General features: G+C 69.9%; 19 protein-coding genes. 7 read left to right on the top strand and 12 right to left on the bottom strand.

The genetic code is table 11. The features are described 5' to 3' along the window. Positions 1 to 27 precede the first annotated feature (27 nt). A complete protein-coding gene (locus ACFQ6X_RS01410; RefSeq protein WP_383174133.1) occupies positions 28 to 1,239 on the bottom strand; it encodes a nitrate/nitrite transporter in 1,212 nt (403 codons plus the stop codon). Between the two features lie 160 nt (positions 1,240 to 1,399). Between ACFQ6X_RS01410 and ACFQ6X_RS01405 the strand changes: the two genes are divergently transcribed. Next, positions 1,400 to 1,831 carry an Lrp/AsnC family transcriptional regulator gene (locus ACFQ6X_RS01405; RefSeq protein ID WP_329211339.1) on the top strand — a complete coding sequence of 144 codons (432 nt, stop codon included), beginning with the start codon at positions 1,400 to 1,402 and terminating at the stop codon, positions 1,829 to 1,831. Here the strand turns inward: ACFQ6X_RS01405 and ACFQ6X_RS01400 are convergent. The 3 genes from ACFQ6X_RS01400 to ACFQ6X_RS01390 form a co-directional block, all read right to left on the bottom strand. Next, positions 1,809 to 3,314, bottom strand: a complete 1,506-nt coding sequence (locus tag ACFQ6X_RS01400; RefSeq protein ID WP_383174130.1) for a GAF domain-containing protein — start codon at positions 3,312 to 3,314, stop codon at positions 1,809 to 1,811. The genes ACFQ6X_RS01405 and ACFQ6X_RS01400 overlap by 23 nt on opposite strands. Positions 3,315 to 3,332: 18 nt before the next feature. Next, positions 3,333 to 4,370 carry a rod shape-determining protein gene (locus ACFQ6X_RS01395; protein WP_383174127.1) on the bottom strand — a complete coding sequence of 346 codons (1,038 nt, stop codon included), beginning with the start codon at positions 4,368 to 4,370 and terminating at the stop codon, positions 3,333 to 3,335. A 133-nt stretch (positions 4,371 to 4,503) separates the two neighbouring features. After that, entirely contained in the window at positions 4,504 to 5,076 is a 573-nt protein-coding gene (locus tag ACFQ6X_RS01390) for a hypothetical protein (RefSeq protein WP_351168245.1), read from the bottom strand. Between the two features lie 123 nt (positions 5,077 to 5,199). Between ACFQ6X_RS01390 and ACFQ6X_RS01385 the strand changes: the two genes are divergently transcribed. Next, on the top strand, positions 5,200 to 5,904 hold the full coding sequence (locus ACFQ6X_RS01385) for a hypothetical protein (protein ID WP_383174123.1): 705 nt from the start codon (positions 5,200 to 5,202) through the stop codon (positions 5,902 to 5,904). A gap of 30 nt (positions 5,905 to 5,934) precedes the next feature. On the opposite strand, the gene ACFQ6X_RS01380 is transcribed toward ACFQ6X_RS01385, so the two are convergent. Continuing rightward, positions 5,935 to 6,402 (bottom strand): MarR family winged helix-turn-helix transcriptional regulator, encoded by a 468-nt coding sequence (locus ACFQ6X_RS01380; RefSeq protein WP_383174120.1) that lies wholly within the window; start codon positions 6,400 to 6,402, stop codon positions 5,935 to 5,937. Between the two features lie 114 nt (positions 6,403 to 6,516). On the opposite strand from ACFQ6X_RS01380, the gene ACFQ6X_RS01375 reads away from it, so the two are divergent. From ACFQ6X_RS01375 to ACFQ6X_RS01365, 3 genes are all read left to right on the top strand, one after another. Then, positions 6,517 to 7,545, top strand: coding sequence for an NADP-dependent oxidoreductase (locus ACFQ6X_RS01375; RefSeq protein WP_383174117.1), 1,029 nt, complete (start codon positions 6,517 to 6,519; stop codon positions 7,543 to 7,545). 66 nt (positions 7,546 to 7,611) lie between these two features. Next, positions 7,612 to 8,040, top strand: coding sequence for an organic hydroperoxide resistance protein (locus tag ACFQ6X_RS01370; RefSeq protein WP_383174114.1), 429 nt, complete (start codon positions 7,612 to 7,614; stop codon positions 8,038 to 8,040). Positions 8,041 to 8,222: 182 nt separating this feature from the next. Continuing rightward, complete coding sequence (locus ACFQ6X_RS01365) at positions 8,223 to 9,740, top strand: alpha-N-arabinofuranosidase (RefSeq protein ID WP_383174111.1); 1,518 nt, start codon at positions 8,223 to 8,225, stop codon at positions 9,738 to 9,740. A 48-nt stretch (positions 9,741 to 9,788) separates the two neighbouring features. On the opposite strand, the gene ACFQ6X_RS01360 is transcribed toward ACFQ6X_RS01365, so the two are convergent. The 7 genes from ACFQ6X_RS01360 to ACFQ6X_RS01330 form a co-directional block, all read right to left on the bottom strand. Continuing rightward, positions 9,789 to 10,946, bottom strand: a complete 1,158-nt coding sequence (locus tag ACFQ6X_RS01360; protein ID WP_383174108.1) for an aldose epimerase family protein — start codon at positions 10,944 to 10,946, stop codon at positions 9,789 to 9,791. Between the two features lie 28 nt (positions 10,947 to 10,974). Then, positions 10,975 to 12,219 carry a multiple monosaccharide ABC transporter permease gene (gene mmsB / locus ACFQ6X_RS01355; protein ID WP_383174105.1) on the bottom strand — a complete coding sequence of 415 codons (1,245 nt, stop codon included), beginning with the start codon at positions 12,217 to 12,219 and terminating at the stop codon, positions 10,975 to 10,977. After that, positions 12,216 to 13,766 (bottom strand): multiple monosaccharide ABC transporter ATP-binding protein, encoded by a 1,551-nt coding sequence (gene mmsA, locus ACFQ6X_RS01350; RefSeq protein ID WP_383174102.1) that lies wholly within the window; start codon positions 13,764 to 13,766, stop codon positions 12,216 to 12,218. The genes mmsB and mmsA overlap by 4 nt, the downstream gene beginning before the upstream one ends. Before the next feature lie 31 nt (positions 13,767 to 13,797). Beyond that, positions 13,798 to 14,907, bottom strand: coding sequence for a multiple monosaccharide ABC transporter substrate-binding protein (gene chvE, locus ACFQ6X_RS01345; RefSeq protein ID WP_383174099.1), 1,110 nt, complete (start codon positions 14,905 to 14,907; stop codon positions 13,798 to 13,800). Positions 14,908 to 15,045: 138 nt separating this feature from the next. Next, positions 15,046 to 16,029 (bottom strand): hypothetical protein, encoded by a 984-nt coding sequence (locus tag ACFQ6X_RS01340; RefSeq protein WP_383174096.1) that lies wholly within the window; start codon positions 16,027 to 16,029, stop codon positions 15,046 to 15,048. A 93-nt stretch (positions 16,030 to 16,122) separates the two neighbouring features. Continuing rightward, the gene (locus ACFQ6X_RS01335) at positions 16,123 to 17,142 is read right to left on the bottom strand and encodes a zinc-binding dehydrogenase (RefSeq protein ID WP_383174093.1); all 1,020 of its coding nucleotides are present in this window, start codon (positions 17,140 to 17,142) and stop codon (positions 16,123 to 16,125) included. Beyond that, positions 17,139 to 18,293, bottom strand: a complete 1,155-nt coding sequence (locus ACFQ6X_RS01330) for a mandelate racemase/muconate lactonizing enzyme family protein (protein ID WP_383174090.1) — start codon at positions 18,291 to 18,293, stop codon at positions 17,139 to 17,141. The genes ACFQ6X_RS01335 and ACFQ6X_RS01330 overlap by 4 nt, the downstream gene beginning before the upstream one ends. A gap of 111 nt (positions 18,294 to 18,404) precedes the next feature. On the opposite strand from ACFQ6X_RS01330, the gene ACFQ6X_RS01325 reads away from it, so the two are divergent. Together ACFQ6X_RS01325 and ACFQ6X_RS01320 are read left to right on the top strand one after the other, a co-directional pair. Beyond that, complete coding sequence (locus ACFQ6X_RS01325) at positions 18,405 to 19,187, top strand: EI24 domain-containing protein (protein WP_383174087.1); 783 nt, start codon at positions 18,405 to 18,407, stop codon at positions 19,185 to 19,187. Between the two features lie 12 nt (positions 19,188 to 19,199). Next, a complete protein-coding gene (locus ACFQ6X_RS01320; RefSeq protein ID WP_383174084.1) occupies positions 19,200 to 19,808 on the top strand; it encodes a LysE family translocator in 609 nt (202 codons plus the stop codon). Positions 19,809 to 19,818 lie beyond the last annotated feature (10 nt).

Here is a 19,818-nt window from a genome sequence, read left to right as displayed (position 1 = left end):
GGGCCGCCGCCGTCCTTCCCCGCGCGCTCAGCTCGACGGCCGCAGGGTCCGCATCCGCCCGTACGCGTACACACAGCCGGCCAGTGCCAGGTCGGACAGCAGCATGAAGCCGATCGAGTACGAGTCCTTGGCGCTGTAGATCGCGCCCATCACCAGCGGCGGTACGAAGCCGCCGAGACCGCCCATCGCGCCGACGATGCCCGTCACACTGCCCACCTTGGCCTGCGGTGTCACCTGCGAGACGAGGGCGAAGACACTGCCGCTCGCCGTACCGAGCCCCGCCGCCATGCAGAGCAGCGCGATCGTGCCGACCGGATCCAGAGCGGGGTCGAAGGCCTGGACGATCGCCATGAGTGCCGCGACCAGCAGCGCCGCCGACGTGACCAGGGCCGGGTGGATCCGGTCGGAGAGCCAGCCGCCGGCCGGCCGGAAGACCACCGTGACCAGGGCGAAGCCGGCCGCCTTGGTGCCGGCCTCGGTCGGCGACATCTCGTACCAGGTCTTCAGGTACGTCGGCAGGTAGACGCCGAACGCGACGATGCCGCCGAAGCCGATCGCGTACAGGGCGGACAGCTCCCACGTGACCCGCAGCCGGCCCGCCTGCCCCAGCCGGTGACCGAGTGAGTCGGTCGGCACCTGCCGGTCCGGGCGGTCCGTGATCAGGACGGCCGCGAGCAGCGAGTACACCACCAGCGCCCCGGCGACGATCAGGAACGGCAGGTTGTCACCGTGCTTCGCGATGCGCGGCGTGAAGTAGCCGGACAGCGCGACGCCGCCCATGCCCATCCCGAACACACCCAGGGCGAGCCCCCGCTTCGCAGGCGGGAACCACGAGTTGACCAGCGGGATGCCGATCGCGAACGTCGTACCGCCCAGACCGAGCAGGAAGCCGACAGCGAGCATCGCCCCGTAGGAGTCCTTCGCCGGGATCAGCAGCAGTACGGGGACGATCGTCAGCGCCGACACCACGGGGAACATCAGCCGGGCACCGAACTTGTCGGTCAGCGCGCCCACCGGGATCCGGCCCAGCGAGCCGACGAGCACCGGCACCGCGACGAGGAGCGACTGCTGGAACGAATCGAGCCCGAGCCGTTCCTTGTAGTCCCCGGACATGGGTGCGATCAGGTTCCACGCCCAGAAGGTCAGGGTGAAGCCGACGGTGGCCACGATCAGGTTGCGGTACGCGGCAGCGGACTGTTTCCGGTCCGGGGCGGGGGCCTGCTCGGAAGCTGTATCCACACGGCAAGTCAACTGTCCGCGGGCGGGCAGGGCCCGTGGGACTGCTCCATACGGGGAAGGCTTCTCCCCGTAGGCGCCCCATGGCGCAGCGGCACTCCCGGGGCCCCGCCGGGCACCGCTCGCCCGCCGCTTCCGGGCCGGAACTGCGACAATCGCTGGTATGGACCGGCTGGACAGAGAGATCCTCGGCATTCTCCAGGAGGACGCCCGGATCTCGTACCGCGATCTGGGTGTACGCGTCGGGCTCAGCGCCAACGCTGCGGGCGACCGCGTACGCCACATGCGCCGTGACGGGGTGATCCGCGGCTTCACCGTCATCGTCGACCCGGCCGCCGACACCCGTTCGGGCCTCGTCGTCTTCATCGACGTGACGCTGCGCCTCGACACGACGAACGAGGAGTTCGAACGCTCCGTGCTCATGCTGCCCGGCATCACCGAGGTGGTGCACGTGACGGGCAGCCACGACTACCTCGTACGGGCCACGGCCGCCGACCCCGGCTCCCTGGACGCGCTGCTGCGCCGGCTCAAACGGGACGCGGGTGTCGCCCACTCCAACACCCGGATCGCACTCAGAGCGGCGCCTGCCAAATGACGGTCGGCGACCGCGTGCCGTCCTCGGCACGCCCGTCGTCGGCCACCACGAGGCGCACCGCCGCGCGCCCGTCGGGCTCCCGCGCCGTCGCGTCCACCTCGACCTCGATGGCCGACACCCCCGCGCGCCGGTGCGCGGTGGCCAGCGCCCCTCGCAGCACGGTGAGCAGCTGCTCGTCCACCGGTTCCGGCACCAGGGCGTCCACCGCACCCGCGAAGCGCACCGACGGCTGGAAGCCCAGCACCGCCGCCGCGCCGCCGGTCTCGCGCAGCACCTTGCCCCGAAAGGTGGTGGGGGCGTCGGCCGGCGGCTGCTGGAGCGCGAAGATCGCGGTCCTGACCTCCTGGATGGTGGAGTCCAGCTCGTCGACGGCCCTGCCGAGCAGCTCACCGGTCTCCGTGTCCCCCGACACGTCCTTGCGACGGGTCGACTCCAGCATCATCTCCGTCGCGAACAGCCGTTGCACGACCAGGTCGTGGAGATCGCGGGCGATCCGGTCCCGGTCCTCGTAGACCGCGAGCTGCTCCCGGTAGTGCTGGGCGTCCGCCATCACCAGGGCCAGGGCGGCCTGGGAGGCGAATTGCGACGCCAGCAGCCGGTCCACCGCCGTGTACGGGCGGTCGCCGCGCCGCCGGGGGAGGGCCAGCGTGCCGATCAGCCGGCCGCCGCTCTGCAGCGGCAGCATCATGCTGGGTCCGAAGCGGGAGCGCACGTGCGTCGTCATCCGCGGGTCGGTGGCCGAGTCCTCGATGAAGACCTCCTCACCGCCCAGCAGCTGGACGAGGACGGGGGAGCCGGGCTCGATGACCGTGCCGACGAGACCGGCCGGATCGTCGAGCGTGGAGGCCGCGACGATCTCCATCCCGCCGTCCCCGGTCGGCTGGAGGATCACCCCGGCCGATGCCCCGGCCAGCATCCTGGCCCGTTCGGCGACCGTCATCAGGGCGTCCGTCGTGGCCGTTCCGGTCAGCAGCGCCCGGGTGACCGCGGCGGTCCCTTCGATCCACCGCTCCCGCTGCCGCGCCGACTCGTACAGATGGGCCCCGTCGATCGCCGCACCGGCCTGGGAGGCGAGCAGCCTCAGCAGCGCCAGATCGGTGTCGGTGAAGCGCCCTGAGCACCGTTCGGTGACGACGAGACTGCCGAGCACCTCGGAGTGCACCCGGACGGGGGCCCCGAGGAGGGAGCGCATCGGAGGATGTCCGGGCGGCAGGCCCGAGGAGCGCGGATCGGCCGTCAGATCGTCCAGGCGCAGCGGCTGCGGGTCGTCGACGAGTACACCCAGGATTCCCGTGTGGCCGTCCGGAAGACGGCCGATCCGCAGGCGCTCGGCGTCGGTCAGGCCGGTGGTGAACAGGTCGGTGACACGACGGTGTTCCGGTTCGAGGATGCTCAGGGCGCCGTAACGTGCCCCGGTCAGTGCCGTGGCGGTGTCCACGATGTGCTGGAGCGTGGTGCGCAGTTCGAGATCTGCCTCGGCCATACGGTACCCCGCCGGCGCTCAGCCGACGAGCGGGCTGAGGACCAGCGGCTGGACCTTGCCGTCCAGCATGGCGCCGAGACCGAGCACGGAACACACATCGGGCCGCTCGGCGATGTGCACGGGCACCCCGGTGGCGTCGCGCAGCATCTGGTCGAGTCCCGGAAGCAGGGCGCTGCCGCCGACCATCATGATCCCGGAGTCCGCGATGTCCGCCACGAGGTCGGGCGGGCAGTCGCGCAGCACCTTGCCCAGGCCGTCGAGCACGGCGGTGAGCGGGGCGTGGATCGCCTTCCGTACGGCCGCGGTGTCGACCTGCACCGAGCGGGCCAGGCCGGTGGCCACGTCACGGCCGTGGATCTCCGTCGTCGCCGGACCGTTCAGGGTCAGGCCGTTGCCGCTGAGCGCCAGCTGCAGGGGCCGCACGGACTGGCTGGGCAGCATCAGCTCGTGGTACTGGCGCAGGTGCTGGATCACCGCGTGGTCGATGGCCTCGCCGCCGATCGGGATGCGTACCGCCGTCACGATCGAGCCGAGCGAGAGCACCGCGATCTGGGTGGTCGCCGCCCCGCACACCATGATCATGGTGGCGGTGGGCTGCTCCACCGGCAGTCCGCAGCCGACGGCTGCCGCGATCAGGGTGTCGACCAGCTCCACCCGGCGCGCACCGAGCCCGACGAGGGTCTCGACGGCCGCCCGCTGGGCCAGCGGATCGGCGTCGTGCGGGGTGCAGGCGGCGGCGCGCAGCCGCGGCTTGCGGCGCAACTGGCGGCGCAGCTTCTCGCCGAGGAGGTGGCGCAGCATGCGCTGGGCCATCTCGATGTCGACGACGGTCCCGCCGGAGACCGGGCGGACCACCCGGATGTACGCGGGCGTACGGCCGGTCATCTGTTCGGCGAGGGCGCCGACGGCGATGAGGGATCCGGTACGGGTGTTCACGGCGGCGACACTGGGCTCATCGACGACGAGTCCCACTCCCTTGATGTACACGCGGGTCCTCGCGGCCCCGAGGTCGACGGCGACATGGCAACGGCGCAACTGCTCAAGACTGACGGTCACGGCAGGTTCTCCCGAGAGCGCTGACGGGGGGTACCGGCGGCAGCCGGCTCTCCTGGCATCGTCGCGCCGGGGAGGGCGCCGCGCGCGCTGGGTGAGCCGTAGGAGGGACCCGGTGCTGACGGGGCGCCAGATCTCAGGCGAGGCCGGGGAGCAGCCGCTGGAACAGGCCCCAGGTGAACTCGGCGACGTACGGCCGGTGGTCGACAGGGTCGGTGACGGCCAGCGCCCACCGGGTCGGTGCGCTGCCCTCCATCGGACGGACCGGAGCGAAGGCGCGGGCCACCTCGTCCACGGTGCACGACCAGGGGCGCAGGTCCCCGGTCGTGCGCAGCTCGGGGCCGGCCGCCCCAGGGGCCCGGACCAGCCATTCGTTCCACACGGCCCCGCCGGGACCGGCCATCACCTCGAACCGCAGATCGGGCCAGAGGGGCAGTGGCCAGAACAGCGCGTCGCACTCCAGGTCGCCGACCTTGCGGCGCACCGAGCTCTCGGGCTCGCCGAGCACCGAGCGGTAGCGGCGCAGCGCGCCCCGGCCCCGGGGGGCGCGGAGCATGGCCTGCCAGCGCCGGTTCGCCTCCCGCATCTCGGCGAGCGAGGCGCTCAGCTCATGGCGGGCGTCCTCCACCAGATCCGGCTGGTGATCGGCCATCCGGCGCAGCAGGACGAGCTGGAACTGGAGCGGCCCGAACGGGGCGGGAGCGGTCATGGCGCCCATCCTGCCGCGTCTCACGCGTATCGGGCGGCGCGCTTCGGAATCAGCGCTTCCACACAGGATCCTCACCTGAGCGGCTTCCTCCGTTGTTCCTCGCGCGTCTAGTCTGCGGGCGCCATGGATTACTGCCACCCGTGCCGACGGCACCTCAACGGCGCCCTGGCCTGCGCCGGTTGCGGAACACCCGCCGACGCGCTGGCCCCCTACGCCGACCCGCTGTACCCCGGTCACGAGCCGGAGCAGCCGGGCGAAACCCTCGAGACCTCCGGGTCCGGAGGGCACCGCCGTCGTGCCCGGGTCGCAGCCGCCGCCCAAGGGCGTGGGCGTGGCCGTCGTAAACGCCGCCGCCGCGGCCGCGGGATCCTGCTGACGGGGATCGGCGTCGTGCTCGCCGTCGGCGCGCTGAGCCTGGCCGAGCTGGCCATCGAACCGGACGGCGACGACGGCGCCGCCGACTACGTGAGCGAGTCGACGAACGCCGCGGTGGAACCGGTCCCGGAACTCTCGTCGAGCGAGGAGCCGGGCGACCCGGCGCCGGTGGACGGTTCCCCCGTGGTCCCGGCCAGCGACTCCCACAGCGAAGAAGCCGGTGACGGGCCGAGCGGCTCCCCCTCGCCGGAGAAGTCCGCGCCTGCCTCCGCTCCGGCGGACAGCCCGAGCTCCTCGTCGCCCTCGGATCCGGACGACACCGAGGCGCCGGCCGATCCGTCGAGTCCCGGGAAGCCCACGCCCGGCCCGACGCAGCCGGAGCCCACGAAGGAACCCACCCCCACCCCGTCACCGAGCGAGACGTGCACCCGCTGGCTGTGGTTCTGCACCTGAGGCCCCGCAGGCCTCTCGCCCGGACCGGACCTAGGCCGCGGCCTCGGAGTCCCCGGTCGTCGCCGGATCCGTGTCCGCCCCGAGCATCCGGCGCAGCAGGTCCCGCAGCACCGACCGCTCCGCGTCCGACAGCTCGGCGAGCGGCTCCCTGGCGAAGTCGAGCGCGTCCCGCAGCTGCCTCGCCGTCCGCATGCCGTCCTCGGTCGGGGCGGCCAGCTTCACCCGCCGGTCGGACGGGTCGGGGCGGCGCTCCACCAGGCCGCGGAGCTCCAGACGGTCGACGATGCCCGTGATGTTCGACGGTTCGCACTTGAGCTTCTGGGCGATCCTGCGCATGGGCATCGGCTGGAGCGAGAGCAGCCCGAGGACCCTGGCCTGCGCGCCGGTCAGCGTGTGCGTCGCCGCGGCCCTGTCGTACTCCTCGTGGTAGCGCGCCACGACGCCACCGATGAGTTCGATGACTTCGAGGGTCAGAGGGTCCGTACGTGAGGTGGCCATGACGTTCAGGATACCCAATTACTTGACAAGGTGAAATATCTGGGAGCATGGTTGTTTCATGTCATGAAGCATTTTCTGCTTCCCGTCCCGTGAGCGCCGAGGAGAACCCGAGCCATGTCTGCAGCACTTCCCACGTCCAGTCGTGAATGGCACCTTGTCGCCCGCCCGCACGGCTGGCCCGAGGCCAAGGACTTCGCGCTGCGCGAGGCGCCGGTGACTGCTCCCGGTGAGGGCCGCGTCCTCGTCCGCAACCTGCACTTCTCGGTCGACCCGTACATGCGGGGCCGGATGAACGACGTGAAGTCGTACACCCCGCCGTTCCAGCTCGACCACCCGATGGACGGCGGCGCGGTCGGCGAGGTCATCGCCTCCGAGGCCGAGGGCTTCGCGGTCGGCGACCACGTCCTGCACGGCCTCGGCTGGCGCGAGTACGCCTCGGTCCCGGCCAGGCACGCGGTGAAGGTCGACGCCTCGCTCGCCCCGCTCTCGGCCTACCTCGGCGTGCTCGGCATGCCGGGGCTCACCGCCTACGCGGGCCTGTTCGAGGTCGCCTCCTTCAAGGAGGGCGACGCCGTGTTCGTCTCCGGCGCCGCCGGTGCGGTCGGCAGCCAGGTCGGCCAGATGGCGAAGATCAAGGGCGCCTCGCGGGTCATCGGCTCGGCCGGCTCCGACGAGAAGGTCAAGCTCCTGGTCGAGGAGTACGGCTTCGACGCGGCCTTCAACTACAAGAACGGCCCCGTCAAGGACCAGCTCCGCGAGGCCGCCCCGGACGGCATCGACGTCTACTTCGACAACGTCGGCGGCGAGCACCTGGAGGCCGCGCTCTCCTCGTTCAACGTGCACGGCCGCGCCACCATCTGCGGAATGATCGCGCAGTACAACGCCACCGAGCCCACCCCCGCCCCGCGCAACCTCGCGCTCGTCATCGGCAAGCGGCTGCGCCTGCAGGGCATCCTTGTCGGCGATCACGCCGCGCTCCAGCCGCAGTTCGTCCAGGAGGTCGCCGGCTGGCTCGCCTCCGGCGAGCTCAAGTACAACGAGACGAAGGTCGAGGGCATCGAGAACGGCTTCGACGCGTTCCTCGGCCTCCTGCGCGGCGAGAACACCGGCAAGATGATCGTCTCGCTCGACACCACCCGTTAGGCTCGGTGCAGGCCGCCGCGATCCGTGGGCGCGAGTCGCGGCGCATCAGCAGGAGGATTTCCCCGTATGACCATTGAGCACATAGACGTGGCCTACACCGCTGTCGCCACCGCTGAGAACGGCCGTGACGGCCGCGTCTCCTCCGACGACGGCAACCTCGACGTCGTCGTCAACCCGCCGAAGGCGATGGGCGGCAGCGGCGCGGGCACCAACCCCGAGCAGCTCTTCGCGGCCGGCTACAGCGCCTGCTTCCAGGGCGCGCTCGGTGTGGTCGCCCGCAAGGAGAAGGCCGACATCACCGGCTCGACGGTGACCGCGTCGGTCTCCATCGGCAAGACCGGAGCGGGCGGCTTCGGCCTGGAGGTGGCGATCACCGCCTCCATCCCGAACGTCGACCGGGCCACCGCCCAGTCGCTCATCGAGAAGGCGCACCAGGTGTGCCCGTACTCGAACGCCACCCGCGGCAACATCAAGGTCGAGCTGTCCGTCGCCTGACCAGGGCACCGCGCGTACGACCGAGGGCCGCATCCCGTGACAGGGGTGCGGCCCTCGGCCGTGTCCGGCCGTGAAAACGCGCAAGGGCATTGACCTTCGCGGAGCTTGGACCCTACGGTCCGTTCGAAGTTACGAGCAGCATTCGATATATCGAACATGACCGGTCGACCCGTGAGGAAGTCATGACCCGCACCGCGCGCTTCACCCTCGACCCCGCCTTCACCGTCGGCGAGGTCGACCCCCGGCTCTTCGGATCCTTCGTCGAACACCTCGGCCGCTGCGTCTACGACGGCATCCACGAACCGGGCCACCCGTCCGCGGACGAGGCCGGGCTGCGCACCGACGTCCTGGACCTCGTCCGCGAGCTCGGCGTCACCGCCATCCGGTACCCGGGCGGCAACTTCGTGTCCGGCTACCGCTGGGAGGACAGCGTCGGCCCCGTCGACGAGCGTCCCCGCCGCCTCGACCTGGCCTGGCGCTCCACCGAGACGAACCGCTTCGGCCTCTCCGAGTACATCGGCTTCCTCCGGAAGATAGGCCCGCAGGCCGAGCCGATGCTCGCCGTCAACCTCGGCACCCGCGGCGTCCAGGAAGCCATCCAGCTCCAGGAGTACGCCAACCACCCGGCCGGCACCGAACTGTCCGACCGCCGCATCGCGCACGGCGACAAGGACCCCTTCGGGATCAAGCTGTGGTGCCTGGGCAACGAGATGGACGGCCCCTGGCAGACCGGCCACAAGACCGCGGAGGAGTACGGGCGCCTCGCCGCCGAGACGGCCCGCGCGATGCGCCAGATCGACCCGTCCGTCGAACTCGTCGCCTGCGGCTCCTCCAGCCGCTCCATGCCGACGTTCGCCGCATGGGAGGCGACGGTGCTCGCCGAGACGTACGACCTCGTCGACTACGTCTCCCTGCACGCCTACTACGAGGAGACCGACGGCGACCGCGGCTCCTTCCTCGCCTCGGCCGTGGACATGGAGTCCTTCATCGAGAGCGTCGTCGCCACCTGCGACCACGTCGGCGCCCGCCTCAAGTCGACGAAGAAGATCAACCTCTCCTTCGACGAGTGGAACGTCTGGTACATGGCCCGCTTCCAGCAGGACGCGGCGGACAACCCGCTCGACTGGCCCGAGGCCCCACGGCTGCTGGAGGACAACTACAGCGTCACGGACGCCGTCGTCTTCGGCAGCCTCCTCATCGCGCTGCTGCGCCACGCCGACCGGGTCACCGTCGCCTGCCTCGCCCAGCTGGTCAACGTGATCGCTCCGATCATGACCGAGCCCGGCGGTCCCGCCTGGCGCCAGACGACCTTCTTCCCCTTCGCCCAGGCCGCGCGGTACGGGCGGGGCCAGGTCCTGGACGTACGGGTCGACTCACCCACGTACGCGACGGCGAAGTACGGCGAGGCGGATCTGCTGCACGCCACCGCCGTGCGCGACCCCGGCTCCGGGTCGGTCACCGTCTTCGCGGTCAACCGCAGCCAGGACACCGCCCTGCCCCTCGAAGTGGCCCTGGCGGGACTGGACCTGGAGCAGGTCGACGAGCACCTGGTCGTCGCCGACGCGGACCCGGAGGCCCGCAACACCCTCGCCGAGCCCGAGCGGGTCGCCCCGCACGCCGCCGAGGGCACCGTGCTCGCAGACGGCACGCTCCGGGCCACCCTGGAACCGATGTCCTGGAACATGATCCGGCTGGCCTGACAGCGAGGAGCGGCGCCCCGCCGGGGGCGCCGCTCCAGGGGGCCGTGCTCAGCGCGTCGAGAACGCGTGGACCGTCGTCGAACGGTAGGTGTCACCGGGACGCAGCACCGTCGAGGGGAACGACGGCTGGTTGGGGGAGTCCGGGAAGTGCTGGGACTCCAGGCAGAACGCGTCGCCCTGGCGGTAGACCCGTCCCGAGGTCCCGGTCAGCGTGCCGTCGAGGAAGTTGCCGGTGTAGAACTGCATGCCCGGCTCCGTCGTGTACATCTTCATCACCCGGCCCGAGCCCGGTTCGGTGACCGTCAGCGCGTACTCGGGGCGGCTCGTGAGCCCCTTGTCCAGTACGTAGTTGTGGTCGATGCCCTGTCCGTATCCGATCTGCTCGTGCGGCGTGCGTACGGCCTCGCCGATCACCCCGGCCCGCCGGAAGTCGAAGGGCGTACGGGCGACCTTCGCGAGTTCGCCGGTCGGGATGAGGGTCGCGCCCACCGGGGTGTAGCGCGAGGCGGCCAGCTCCAGGACGTGGCCGTCGATGCTTCCGCTGCCCTCGCCCGCCAGATTGAAGTAGGTGTGGCTGGTGAGGTTGAGGACGGTGGCCCGGTCGGTGGTGGCGGAGTAGTCGATCCGCCACTCCCCGCGCGCCGTCAGGGTGTAGACGACACGGACGGAGAGCGTCCCCGGGTAGCCCGCCTCGCCGTCCGGGCTGGTCCGGCTCAGGACCAGGCCGACCTCACCGTGCGCGGTGAACGGCTCGACGTCCCAGACCCGCTTGTCGAAGCCCCGGTCGCCGCCGTGCAGGCTGTTCGGCCCGTCGTTGACGGGCAGTTGGTGCGTCACACCGTCGAGGGTGAACCGGCCCTCCGCGATGCGGTTGCCGTACCGCCCGATCAGACCGCCGAAGTACGGGGACTTCGCCGCGTAGTCCGCGAGGTTGTCGAAGCCGAGCGAGACGTTCGCCGTACGGCCCCGCCGGTCGGGGACCTCGAGCGACTGGACGACCCCTCCGTACGAAAGGACCCTCAGCCGGGTCCCTCCGTTGGAGAGCGTCCAGCGGTACACCTTCGTACCGTCGGCGAGCGTGCCGAACGGTTCCCTGGTCGGGGTGCGTCCGGCCGTCGTGGCGTGGGCGGCGGGGGCGCCCGCCGCCACGGCCAGCCCGGCAGCGGCCGTGGCCGCGAGGACGGTGCGTCTGCTGGTTCCGGTCATTGAACAACTCCTGTTATCAGAAGGGGTGTTACGAACCGACCTTGCGCTTGTTCCAGACGTCGAAGCCGACCGCGGCCAGCAGGACGAAGCCCTTGATGACCTGCTGGTAGTCGGTGCCGATACCGACGAGGTTCATGCCGTTGTTCAGCACACCCAGGACCACGCCACCGATGATCGCGCCGAGGACCGTGCCGACGCCGCCACTCATCGACGCGCCGCCGATGAACGAGGCGGCGATGGCCTCCAGCTCGAAGTTGAGGCCCGCCTTGGGCGAGGCCGCGTTGAAGCGGGCGGCGAAGACCAGACCCGCCAGGGCCGCGAGCATGCCCATGTTCAGGAAGACCAGGAAGGTGACCTTCTTGTCCCTCACGCCCGACAGCTTGGCCGCGGGCAGGTTGCCGCCGATGGCGTAGATGTGGCGGCCGATGATCGCGTTGCGCATCAGGTAGCCGAACCCGACGACCAGCCCGCCGAGGATGAGCAGCACGACGGGGGCGCCCTTGTAGCTGGCGAGCAGCAGCGTGACAGTGAGGACGGCCGAGACCAGGGCGACCAGTTTCAGCAGGAACAGCTTGGCCGGCGGCACGTCGAGGGCGAACTCCTGCTGGCGCTTGCGGTCGCGGACCTCCTGGAACACCACGAAGACGATCAGGGCGAGGCCCAGCAGCAGGGTGAGGTTGTGATAGTTGGTGGTGGGGCCGACCTCGGGCAGGAACCCGTTGGCGATCTTCTGCATGCCCTTCGGGAAGGGGCCGAGGGTCTGGCCCTTCAGGAAGATCTCCGTCAGACCGCGGAAGAGCAGCATGCCCGCGAGGGTCACGATGAACGACGGTATGCCGAGGTAGGCGATGAAGAACCCCTGCACCGCGCCCGCTACGGCTCCGATGGCCAGGCACAGCACCACCGCGAGTGGCCAGGGGAGATGGTGTTCGACCATCAGTACGGCGGCCATCGCGCCGATGAAGGCGGTCAGTGAGCCGACCGAGAGGTCGATGTGGCCCGCGATGATGACGAGCATCATGCCGATCGCGAGGATCAGGATGTAGCTGTTCTGCAGTACCAGGTTGGAGACGTTGCGCGGCAGCAGCAGGTCGCCGTTCGACCACACCGCGAACAGCACCACGATCAGGCCGAGAGCCATCAGCATGCCGTACTGGCGCATGTTGCGGCGCATGCCGCCGAGTATCAGCTGCAGCAGACTGTCGTCGGAGGCCGAACCGCCTCTGCCGGGCGGCGCGGGGGCCGGGGTCCTGGCGGTCACGTCCGTGCTCATCGGGTTACCTCTTTGTCCTTCGTCATCTGACGCATCAGCGCTTCCTGCGAGGCCTCGGCTCGCGAGAACTCACCCGTCAGCCGTCCCGCGGCCATCGTGTAGATGCGGTCGCACATGCCGAGCAGCTCCGGCAGTTCGGAGGATATGAAGATGACCGCCTTGCCCTGGGCGGCCAGCCGGTCGATGACCGTGTAGATCTCGTACTTGGCGCCCACGTCGATGCCGCGAGTGGGCTCGTCCAGGATCAGCACCTCGGGACCCGCGAAGATCCACTTGCTGAGGACGACCTTCTGCTGGTTGCCGCCGGACAGCTTGCCCACCGGCTCGAAGACGGTCGGCGCCTTGATGTTCATGGACTTGCGGAAGCCCTCGGCCACCTGCCGTTCCCCGTGCTCGTCGACCACACCCCGCTTGGCGACCTTGCCCAGTGCGGTCAGCGAGATGTTCCGGTTGATGGTGTCGATGAGGTTGAGGCCGTAGTGCTTGCGGTCCTCGGTGGCGTACGCGATGCCGTGCTTGACCGCCTCTGGGACGGACTTCGTGCGGATCTCGGTGCCGTCCCTGAGGACGGTGCCGCCCGCGTACCGGCCGTAGGAGCGGCCGAAGACGCTCATCGCCAGCTCGGTGCGGCCGGCGCCCATGAGCCCGGCAATACCGACTATCTCGCCGCGCCGCACGTCGATCGAGACGTCGTCGACGACCTTCCGGTGCTGGTCGATGGGGTGGTGCACGGTCCAGTTGCGGATCTCCAGGGCGGGAGCGGTCCCCTCCTCCGGGTGGTGCGGGGTCCGCTCCGGGAAGCGGTTCTCCAGCTCGCGGCCGACCATCCCGCTGATGATCCGGTCCTCGGTCGTCTCCGCAGCCTTCACGTCGAGCGTCTCGATGGAGCGCCCGTCGCGGATGATCGTGACCGAGTCGGCGACCCGGCGGATCTCGTTCAGCTTGTGCGAGATGATGATCGAGGTCATGCCCTGTTCCTTCAGCTGGAGGATCAGGTCGAGGAGTTTGCCGCTGTCCTCGTCGTTGAGCGCCGCCGTCGGCTCGTCGAGGATGAGCAGCTTCACCTTCTTCGACAGTGCCTTGGCTATCTCCACCAGTTGCTGCTTGCCGACGCCGATGTCGGCGACACGGGTTTCCGGGTGCTCGTCGAGACCGACCCGGCGCAGCAGTTCGCCAGCATGCCTGAGGGTGTCGTTCCAGTTGATCAGTCCGCGCTTGGCGTGCTCGTTGCCGAGGAAGATGTTCTCCGCGATGGAGAGGTACGGCACCAGCGCCAGCTCCTGGTGGATGATCACGATGCCGTGCTGTTCGCTCGCCCGGATGTCCTTGAACCGGCAGGTCTCGCTCTCGAAGAGGACGTCCCCTTCGTAGCTGCCGTGCGGATGGACACCGGAGAGCACCTTCATCAGGGTCGACTTGCCGGCGCCGTTCTCTCCGCAGATGGCGTGGACCTCGCCCTGACGGACAGTCAGCGTGACGTCCGAGAGCGCTTTGACACCGGGAAAGGTCTTGACGATCGAGCGCATGTCCAGGACGGGTCCCGCCATGGTCTTGTCTTCCAATCCTTGAGGGGCCCGGTTACTTGAGGTCGTTCTCGGTGTAGTAGCCGTCGTCTATGAGGGCTTCCTTGTAGTTGGACTTGTCGACGCTGACCGGCTGCAGCAGGAAGGCGGGGACGACCTTGACGCCGTTGTCGTAGGACTTGGTGTCGTTGGTCTCGGGCTTCTTGTCGTTCAGGGCGGCGTCGACCATGGCCGAGGCGACCTTGGCGAGCTTGCGCAGGTCCTTGTAGACGGTCTGGGTCTGTTCACCCGCGATGATCGACTTCACGGAGGCGAGTTCCGCGTCCTGACCCGTGACCACCGGCACGGGCTTGGCCTTGGTGCCGTAGCCGTCCGACTTCAGGGCGGAGAGGATGCCGACGGAGATGCCGTCGTACGGCGAGAGCACCGCGTCGATCCGGGCGCTGCGGTAGCCGGACGTCAGCAGGTCGTCCATGCGCTTCTGGGCGGTGCCGCCGTCCCAGCGCAGGGTGGTCACCTGGTTGAGGGCGGTCTGCTTGGACTGGACGACCAGCTCGCCCTTGTCCATGTACGGCTTGAGGACCTTCATCGCGCCGTTGAAGAAGTACTTGGTGTTGTTGTCGTCGTTGGAGCCGGCGAACAGCTCGATGTTGAAGGGGCCCTTCTTGCCGTCCTTCAGACCGAGCTTGTCCACGATGTACGTGCCCTGCAGCTCGCCGACCTTCTCGTTGTCGAACGAGGCGTAGTAGTCGACGTTCTCCGTGCCGAGGATCAGCCGGTCGTAGGAGATCACCGGGATGTCGGCGTCTTTGGCCTGCTGCAGCACGTTGCCGAGGGACTTGTTGTCGATCGCGGCGATGATCAGGGCGTCCACGCCCTGCGTGATCATGTTCTCGATCTGCGAGACCTGCTGGTCCGGGTCGTCCTCGCCGTAGACGAGCTTGGTCTTGTAGCCCTTGGCCTTCAGCTCCTTCTCGACGTTGGCGCCGTCGGAGATCCAGCGCTCGGAAGACTTGGTCGGCATGGCGACGCCGATGGTGGCGCCGTCGGAGCCACTCTTGTCCTCCTTGCTGCCGCCGTCGCCGCCCTGGCCGCAGGCGGTCAGAGTGAGGGCGAGGGAGGCAGCGGAGGCTATGGCGGCGAGTGCGGCTCTGCGGTTGCGCATAGTCATCATCCTTGATGTGGGTCCGGGCTCGGTCCGGTGGTGCCGGTACGCCCAGCAAGCTGAGGGCAAAGGGACCGAGAATTGATGTGTGGGATTGTGTGTGGCCGTGTCTTCTTTTGTGGAAAATTCTCCGGAACGTTACGACGAGATGCCGAACCGGTTGAGCGGGCCCGGCATCCGGGTGCCGAGCGGAGCCATGTCCCCGTCCGCCCCGTGCCGCGCGAGCAGGTCCAGTGCGAGCCGACCGCGCCGCACCCGCTCCTTGGCGGTGGCCAGCGCCAGCTCCCGCAGGTGCTGGCCGTACGGGTAGATCCCGGGCGACTTCGAGAGGCCGAACTTCAGGTACAGGGGCGCGCCGCGCCGGATCAGTTCGGCGACCTCGTACATCCGCACGTAGCCGCCGAGGTCGTCCGGCGCCTCGATGTAGAGGTCCATCGGGGCCCGGGAGACCCGGCGGATCTCGGTGAACTGGGCGAGCGAGAGATCGGACGGGATGTTGATCGAGTCGGCGCCGAGCTGCTCGAACACGGAGTACGAGGCGGGATTCACCGGTCCGATCAGTGCCGACACCTTGAAGGTGGTACCGGCCGGCAGGAGGCCCTGCTCGCGCATCCGGTGCAGGGTCCACAGGACCCCCTCGTCGGCCACGAGCAGGCAGGTGACGCCCAGCGCGGTGGCGCGCAGGGCATCCTCGACACAGCCGGCGAGGGCGTCGTGGCCACGGGAGCGCAGCCCTGCGCCACCGGAGTCGGTGCGGACCGAGGCGCCGGTGTCCCAGGTGCCGCGCGGGCCGGTGAACAGGCAGAGCTCGATGTCGCGTTCGGCGCAGCCCTCCACCATCTCGGTGATCTCCGCGTCCGTCAGCATCCAGATGCCGCTGCCCTGGCTGATGCGGTGCACAGGGACGTCGAGACGGGCGGACTCCTTCAGGACGACACCGAGGGCCTCCGGACCCTCGACGGACGGCACCTCGGTGCGCCAGCTCCCGCCGTCGGGGAAGGAGTGCGGGGAGGCGTCGGCGGGGGACAGGGGCGCGGCGCCGAGTCCGAGCGCGGTGAGTACGGCGTCGCCGGGACGGCGGGGGCCGATGGCACCAGGGGAAGAGACTGAGACGTCGTTCACGACTGGTCCTTCATGTTCGGTATTTCGGACGAAGTTCGGATCATGGGGTGTGCGCCGGTACGCACGGGTGCGGAGCAACTCAGGGCGGACCCGTCACGGGCGCAGCAGCACCTTCCCGGTCTCCGGGCCCCCGGCGCCGACCAGCGCCACCGCCTCGGCGAACCGCTCCAGCGGGAACTCATGGGTGATCAGCGGCGCCGGATCGAGCAGCCCGGCGGTGAACGCCCGCACCGCGTACGACCAGGCGGACGACGGCGCCCCGAAGACACTGCGCACGGTGAGCTGGCTCAGCGACAGGTGCACCGGATCGATGCCCACGGCTCCGGGGGTGAACATCCCGGTGAGCACCACCCGCCCGCCACGCCGTGCGAGCAGACACGCGTCGGCCGCGGTGGACGGGGCGCCGGCGGTCTCCACGACCAGGTCGTAGCGGCCCCGTATCTCCATCGCCTCCTTCGGGGTACGGGCCTCGCCCGCCCCGAAGTCCAGTGCCAGGGAGGCCCGTCCCTCCCGCGGGTCGATCACGGTCAGCTCCGAGGGCGACACCGCCGCCAGCAGCTGGACCGCGAGCAGCCCCAGCGTCCCCGCCCCCAGCACCGCGATCCGCTCACCGGGCTCCGGAGCTCCGGCCCGCACCCCCGCCGCGATCACCGCGGCGGGCTCCAGCAGGGCCGCGGCCCGCAGGTCGGCGTCGTCGGAGAGCAGGTGCAGCAGCCGGGCCGGGACCACCACGTGGTCGGCGAAGGCGCCGGGCCGGGTGAACCCCGTCTCGTCGTACCCGGCCGTGCACAGGGAGGTCTCCCCGTACCGGCACCGCTCGCAGCGCCCGCAGGCCCGGAAGCCCTCGGCGACCGTGCGCCGCCCGAGCAGCGCGGGATCGGCACCCTCGCCCACGGCGTCGACGGTCCCCGACCATTCGTGACCGGGCACCAGCGGATAGCGCACATAGGCCGGGTCCCGGTGGCCGTCGTACACCTCGCGGTCGCTCATGCAGATTCCGGCAGCGGCCACCCGCACCCGGACCTCGCCGGGACCCGGCTCCGGGAGCGGCCCCTCGGAGAGCCGGTGGCTGCCGGGCCGCTCGATGGTCAACGAACGCGAGAGCGAGGTCACTTGGGCTGCCTCTTCTCCCAGCCGTCGGCCCACAGGTCGAACCGCGCCTGCTGCTGCGGGAACTCGGCGGCGGCGTCCACATCCAGCTCCACGCCGAGTCCCGGGGCGTGGGAGAGTTCGAAACAGCCGGTGGCGGGATCGACGTGCGGTGCGCCCTTGACGACCTTCTTGATGTCGGCGTCCGCGAAGTCGTTGAAGTGCTCGAGGATCTTGAAGTTGGGCGTGCAGCCCGCCAGCTGGAGACTGGCCGCCGTCAGCACGGAGCCGCCCACGTTGTGCGGGGCGATCAGCGTGTAGTGGGTCTCGGCGGTCGCGGCGAGCTTGCGGGCCTCCAGGATGCCGCCGATGTGGCCGACGTCCGGCTGGATGATGTCGGCGGCCTGCGACTCGAAGAGCTCACGGAACTCGATCCGGTCGTGGATGCGTTCACCGGTCGCGATCGGCAGGTCGACCTTCTCCGCCACCTTGCTGAGCGCCTTGAGGTTCTCCGGCGGTACAGGCTCCTCCAGCCAGGCAGGCTTAAAGGGCGCCATCTCGTGGGCGATCCGCACCGCCGTCGACGGGCTGAACCGCCCGTGCATCTCCAGCATCAGTTCGGTGTCGGGCCCGATGGCGTCCCGTACGGCCTCGATGAGGGACACCGCGTACCGGGTCTCCTCCTGGCCGAGCTCGAAGTGCCCCGTACCGAAGGGGTCGATCTTCAGGGCCCGGTAGCCGCGCTCCACGACCGCCTGCGCCGCCTTGTGGTACGCCTCGGGGGTGCGCTCGGTGGTGTACCAGCCGTTCGCGTACGCCTTGACCCGGTCGGTGACCTTACCGCCGAGCAGCTGCCAGACCGGGACCCCGAGGGCCTTGCCCTTGATGTCCCAGCAGGCCATCTCGACGACCGCGATGCCGGACATCACGATCTCGCCGGCCCGCCCGTAGTCGCCGTACTTCATGCGGCGCACGAGGTCCTCCACCGCGAACGGGTCGGACCCCGTGATGTGATTGGCCGAGGCCTCGTGCAGATAGCCGACCAGCGCATCCGTGCGCCCCAGCATCCGCGTCTCCCCGACCCCGGTGAGGCCCTCGTCGGTGTGGACCTGGACATAGGTGAGGTTGCGCCAGGGCGTGCCGACGACATGCGTGCTGATTCCGGTGATACGCACGGCTGTTACCTCTCGACTGTTCGATATTTCGTCACTCGTTCGAAATGCTGGCGTGACGGTAATGACGGGCCCGGGGCAGTGTCAATGGTTCGCGCAAGTACGCTGACGCATATGAGTGATCTCGGGGCGGGTTTCGGCTACTTGATAAAGGGACAACGCTGGGCCTTCGGGCACGGCCGGTGGTTCGGATTCGGTCTCCTGCCCGGCCTCGTCACCCTCGTCGTGTACGTGGGCGCACTCATCGGACTCGGTTACGGCGCCGACGACTTCGTCGCCTGGGCCACGCCCTTCGCCGACGACTGGTCCTCGCCGTGGCTGGGGCTGCTGCGGAACACCCTGGTCGTCCTGGTCTTCGTCCTCGGGCTGTTCCTGGCGGTCATCACCTTCACCGCGGTGACCCTCCTGGTCGGCCAGCCGTTCTACGAGTCGCTCTCCGAAGAGGTCGACCGCAGCGAGGGCGGCGAGGTGCCCGAGTCCGGGCTGCCGCTCTGGCGAGAGCTGTGGATCTCCGCCGGCGACTCCGTACGCATCCTGCTGCGCGTCGCGCTGTACGGGGTGCTGCTCTTCGCCCTCGGATTCATTCCGGTCGTCGGGCAGACGGTGGTCCCCGCCCTGGGGTTCTGCGTCACCGGCTACTTCCTCGCCCAGGAGCTCACCGCCGTGGCACTCCAGCGCCGGGGCATGGTCCTGAAGGACCGGCTCACGATGCTGCGCGGGCGCCGCATGCTGGTGCTCGGCTTCGGTGTCCCGCTCGCCCTGTCCTTCCTGGTCCCGTTCGTCGCCGTCCTCCTGATGCCCGGAGCCGTCGCCGGGGCCACGATGCTGGCCCGCGACCTCACGGCGCCCCCTGCCCAGGACCCCGCCCCGTCGCCGTACACCCTTCACAAGGACTGAGGAGCGCCTGCCATGGCCGAGATGCTTGCCGTCGCCCTCATCACCCTGCTCGCGGTCATCAGCCCGGGCGCGGACTTCGCGATGGTCGTCCGCAACAGCTACCTCTACGGCCGTCCCACCGGCCTGCTCGCGGCCACCGGAGTCGCCGCGGGCGTCCTGGTCCACGTCACGTACACCATGCTCGGCGTCGGCCTGCTGATCGCCTCGTCCACCGCCCTGTTCACCGCGATCAAGCTGGCAGGCGCCGCCTACCTCGTCTACATCGGCGTACGCACCTTCCTCGACCGCGGCGACCTCACCGTCGACCTGGGCGAGAAGCGGAGCCTGAGCGGACTCGGGGCCCTGCGCACCGGCTTCCTCACCAACGTGCTGAACCCCAAGACCACGCTCTTCGTCGTGTCCACCTTCACCCAGGTCGTAGGGCCGGACACGGCCCTGTGGCAGCAGGCGGGCTACGGGCTGTTCATGTCGCTCGCCCACCTCGGGTGGTTCGGCCTGGTGGCCCTGTTCTTCTCCCACTCACACCTGCGCACCGCGATGCTGCGCCGCCAGAAGGCCCTCAACCGCACGATCGGCTCGGTCCTGGTCGGCCTCGGCGTCACCCTGGGCCTGGCACGCTGAGCCGCTCCCG

The sequence above is a fragment of the Streptomyces sp. NPDC056452 genome (genome assembly GCF_042796085.1).
Classification (GTDB): domain Bacteria; phylum Actinomycetota; class Actinomycetes; order Streptomycetales; family Streptomycetaceae; genus Streptomyces.
The sequence above is the reverse complement of the archived record's forward strand: the minus strand, read 5'-3'. Positions and strand labels throughout refer to the sequence as shown.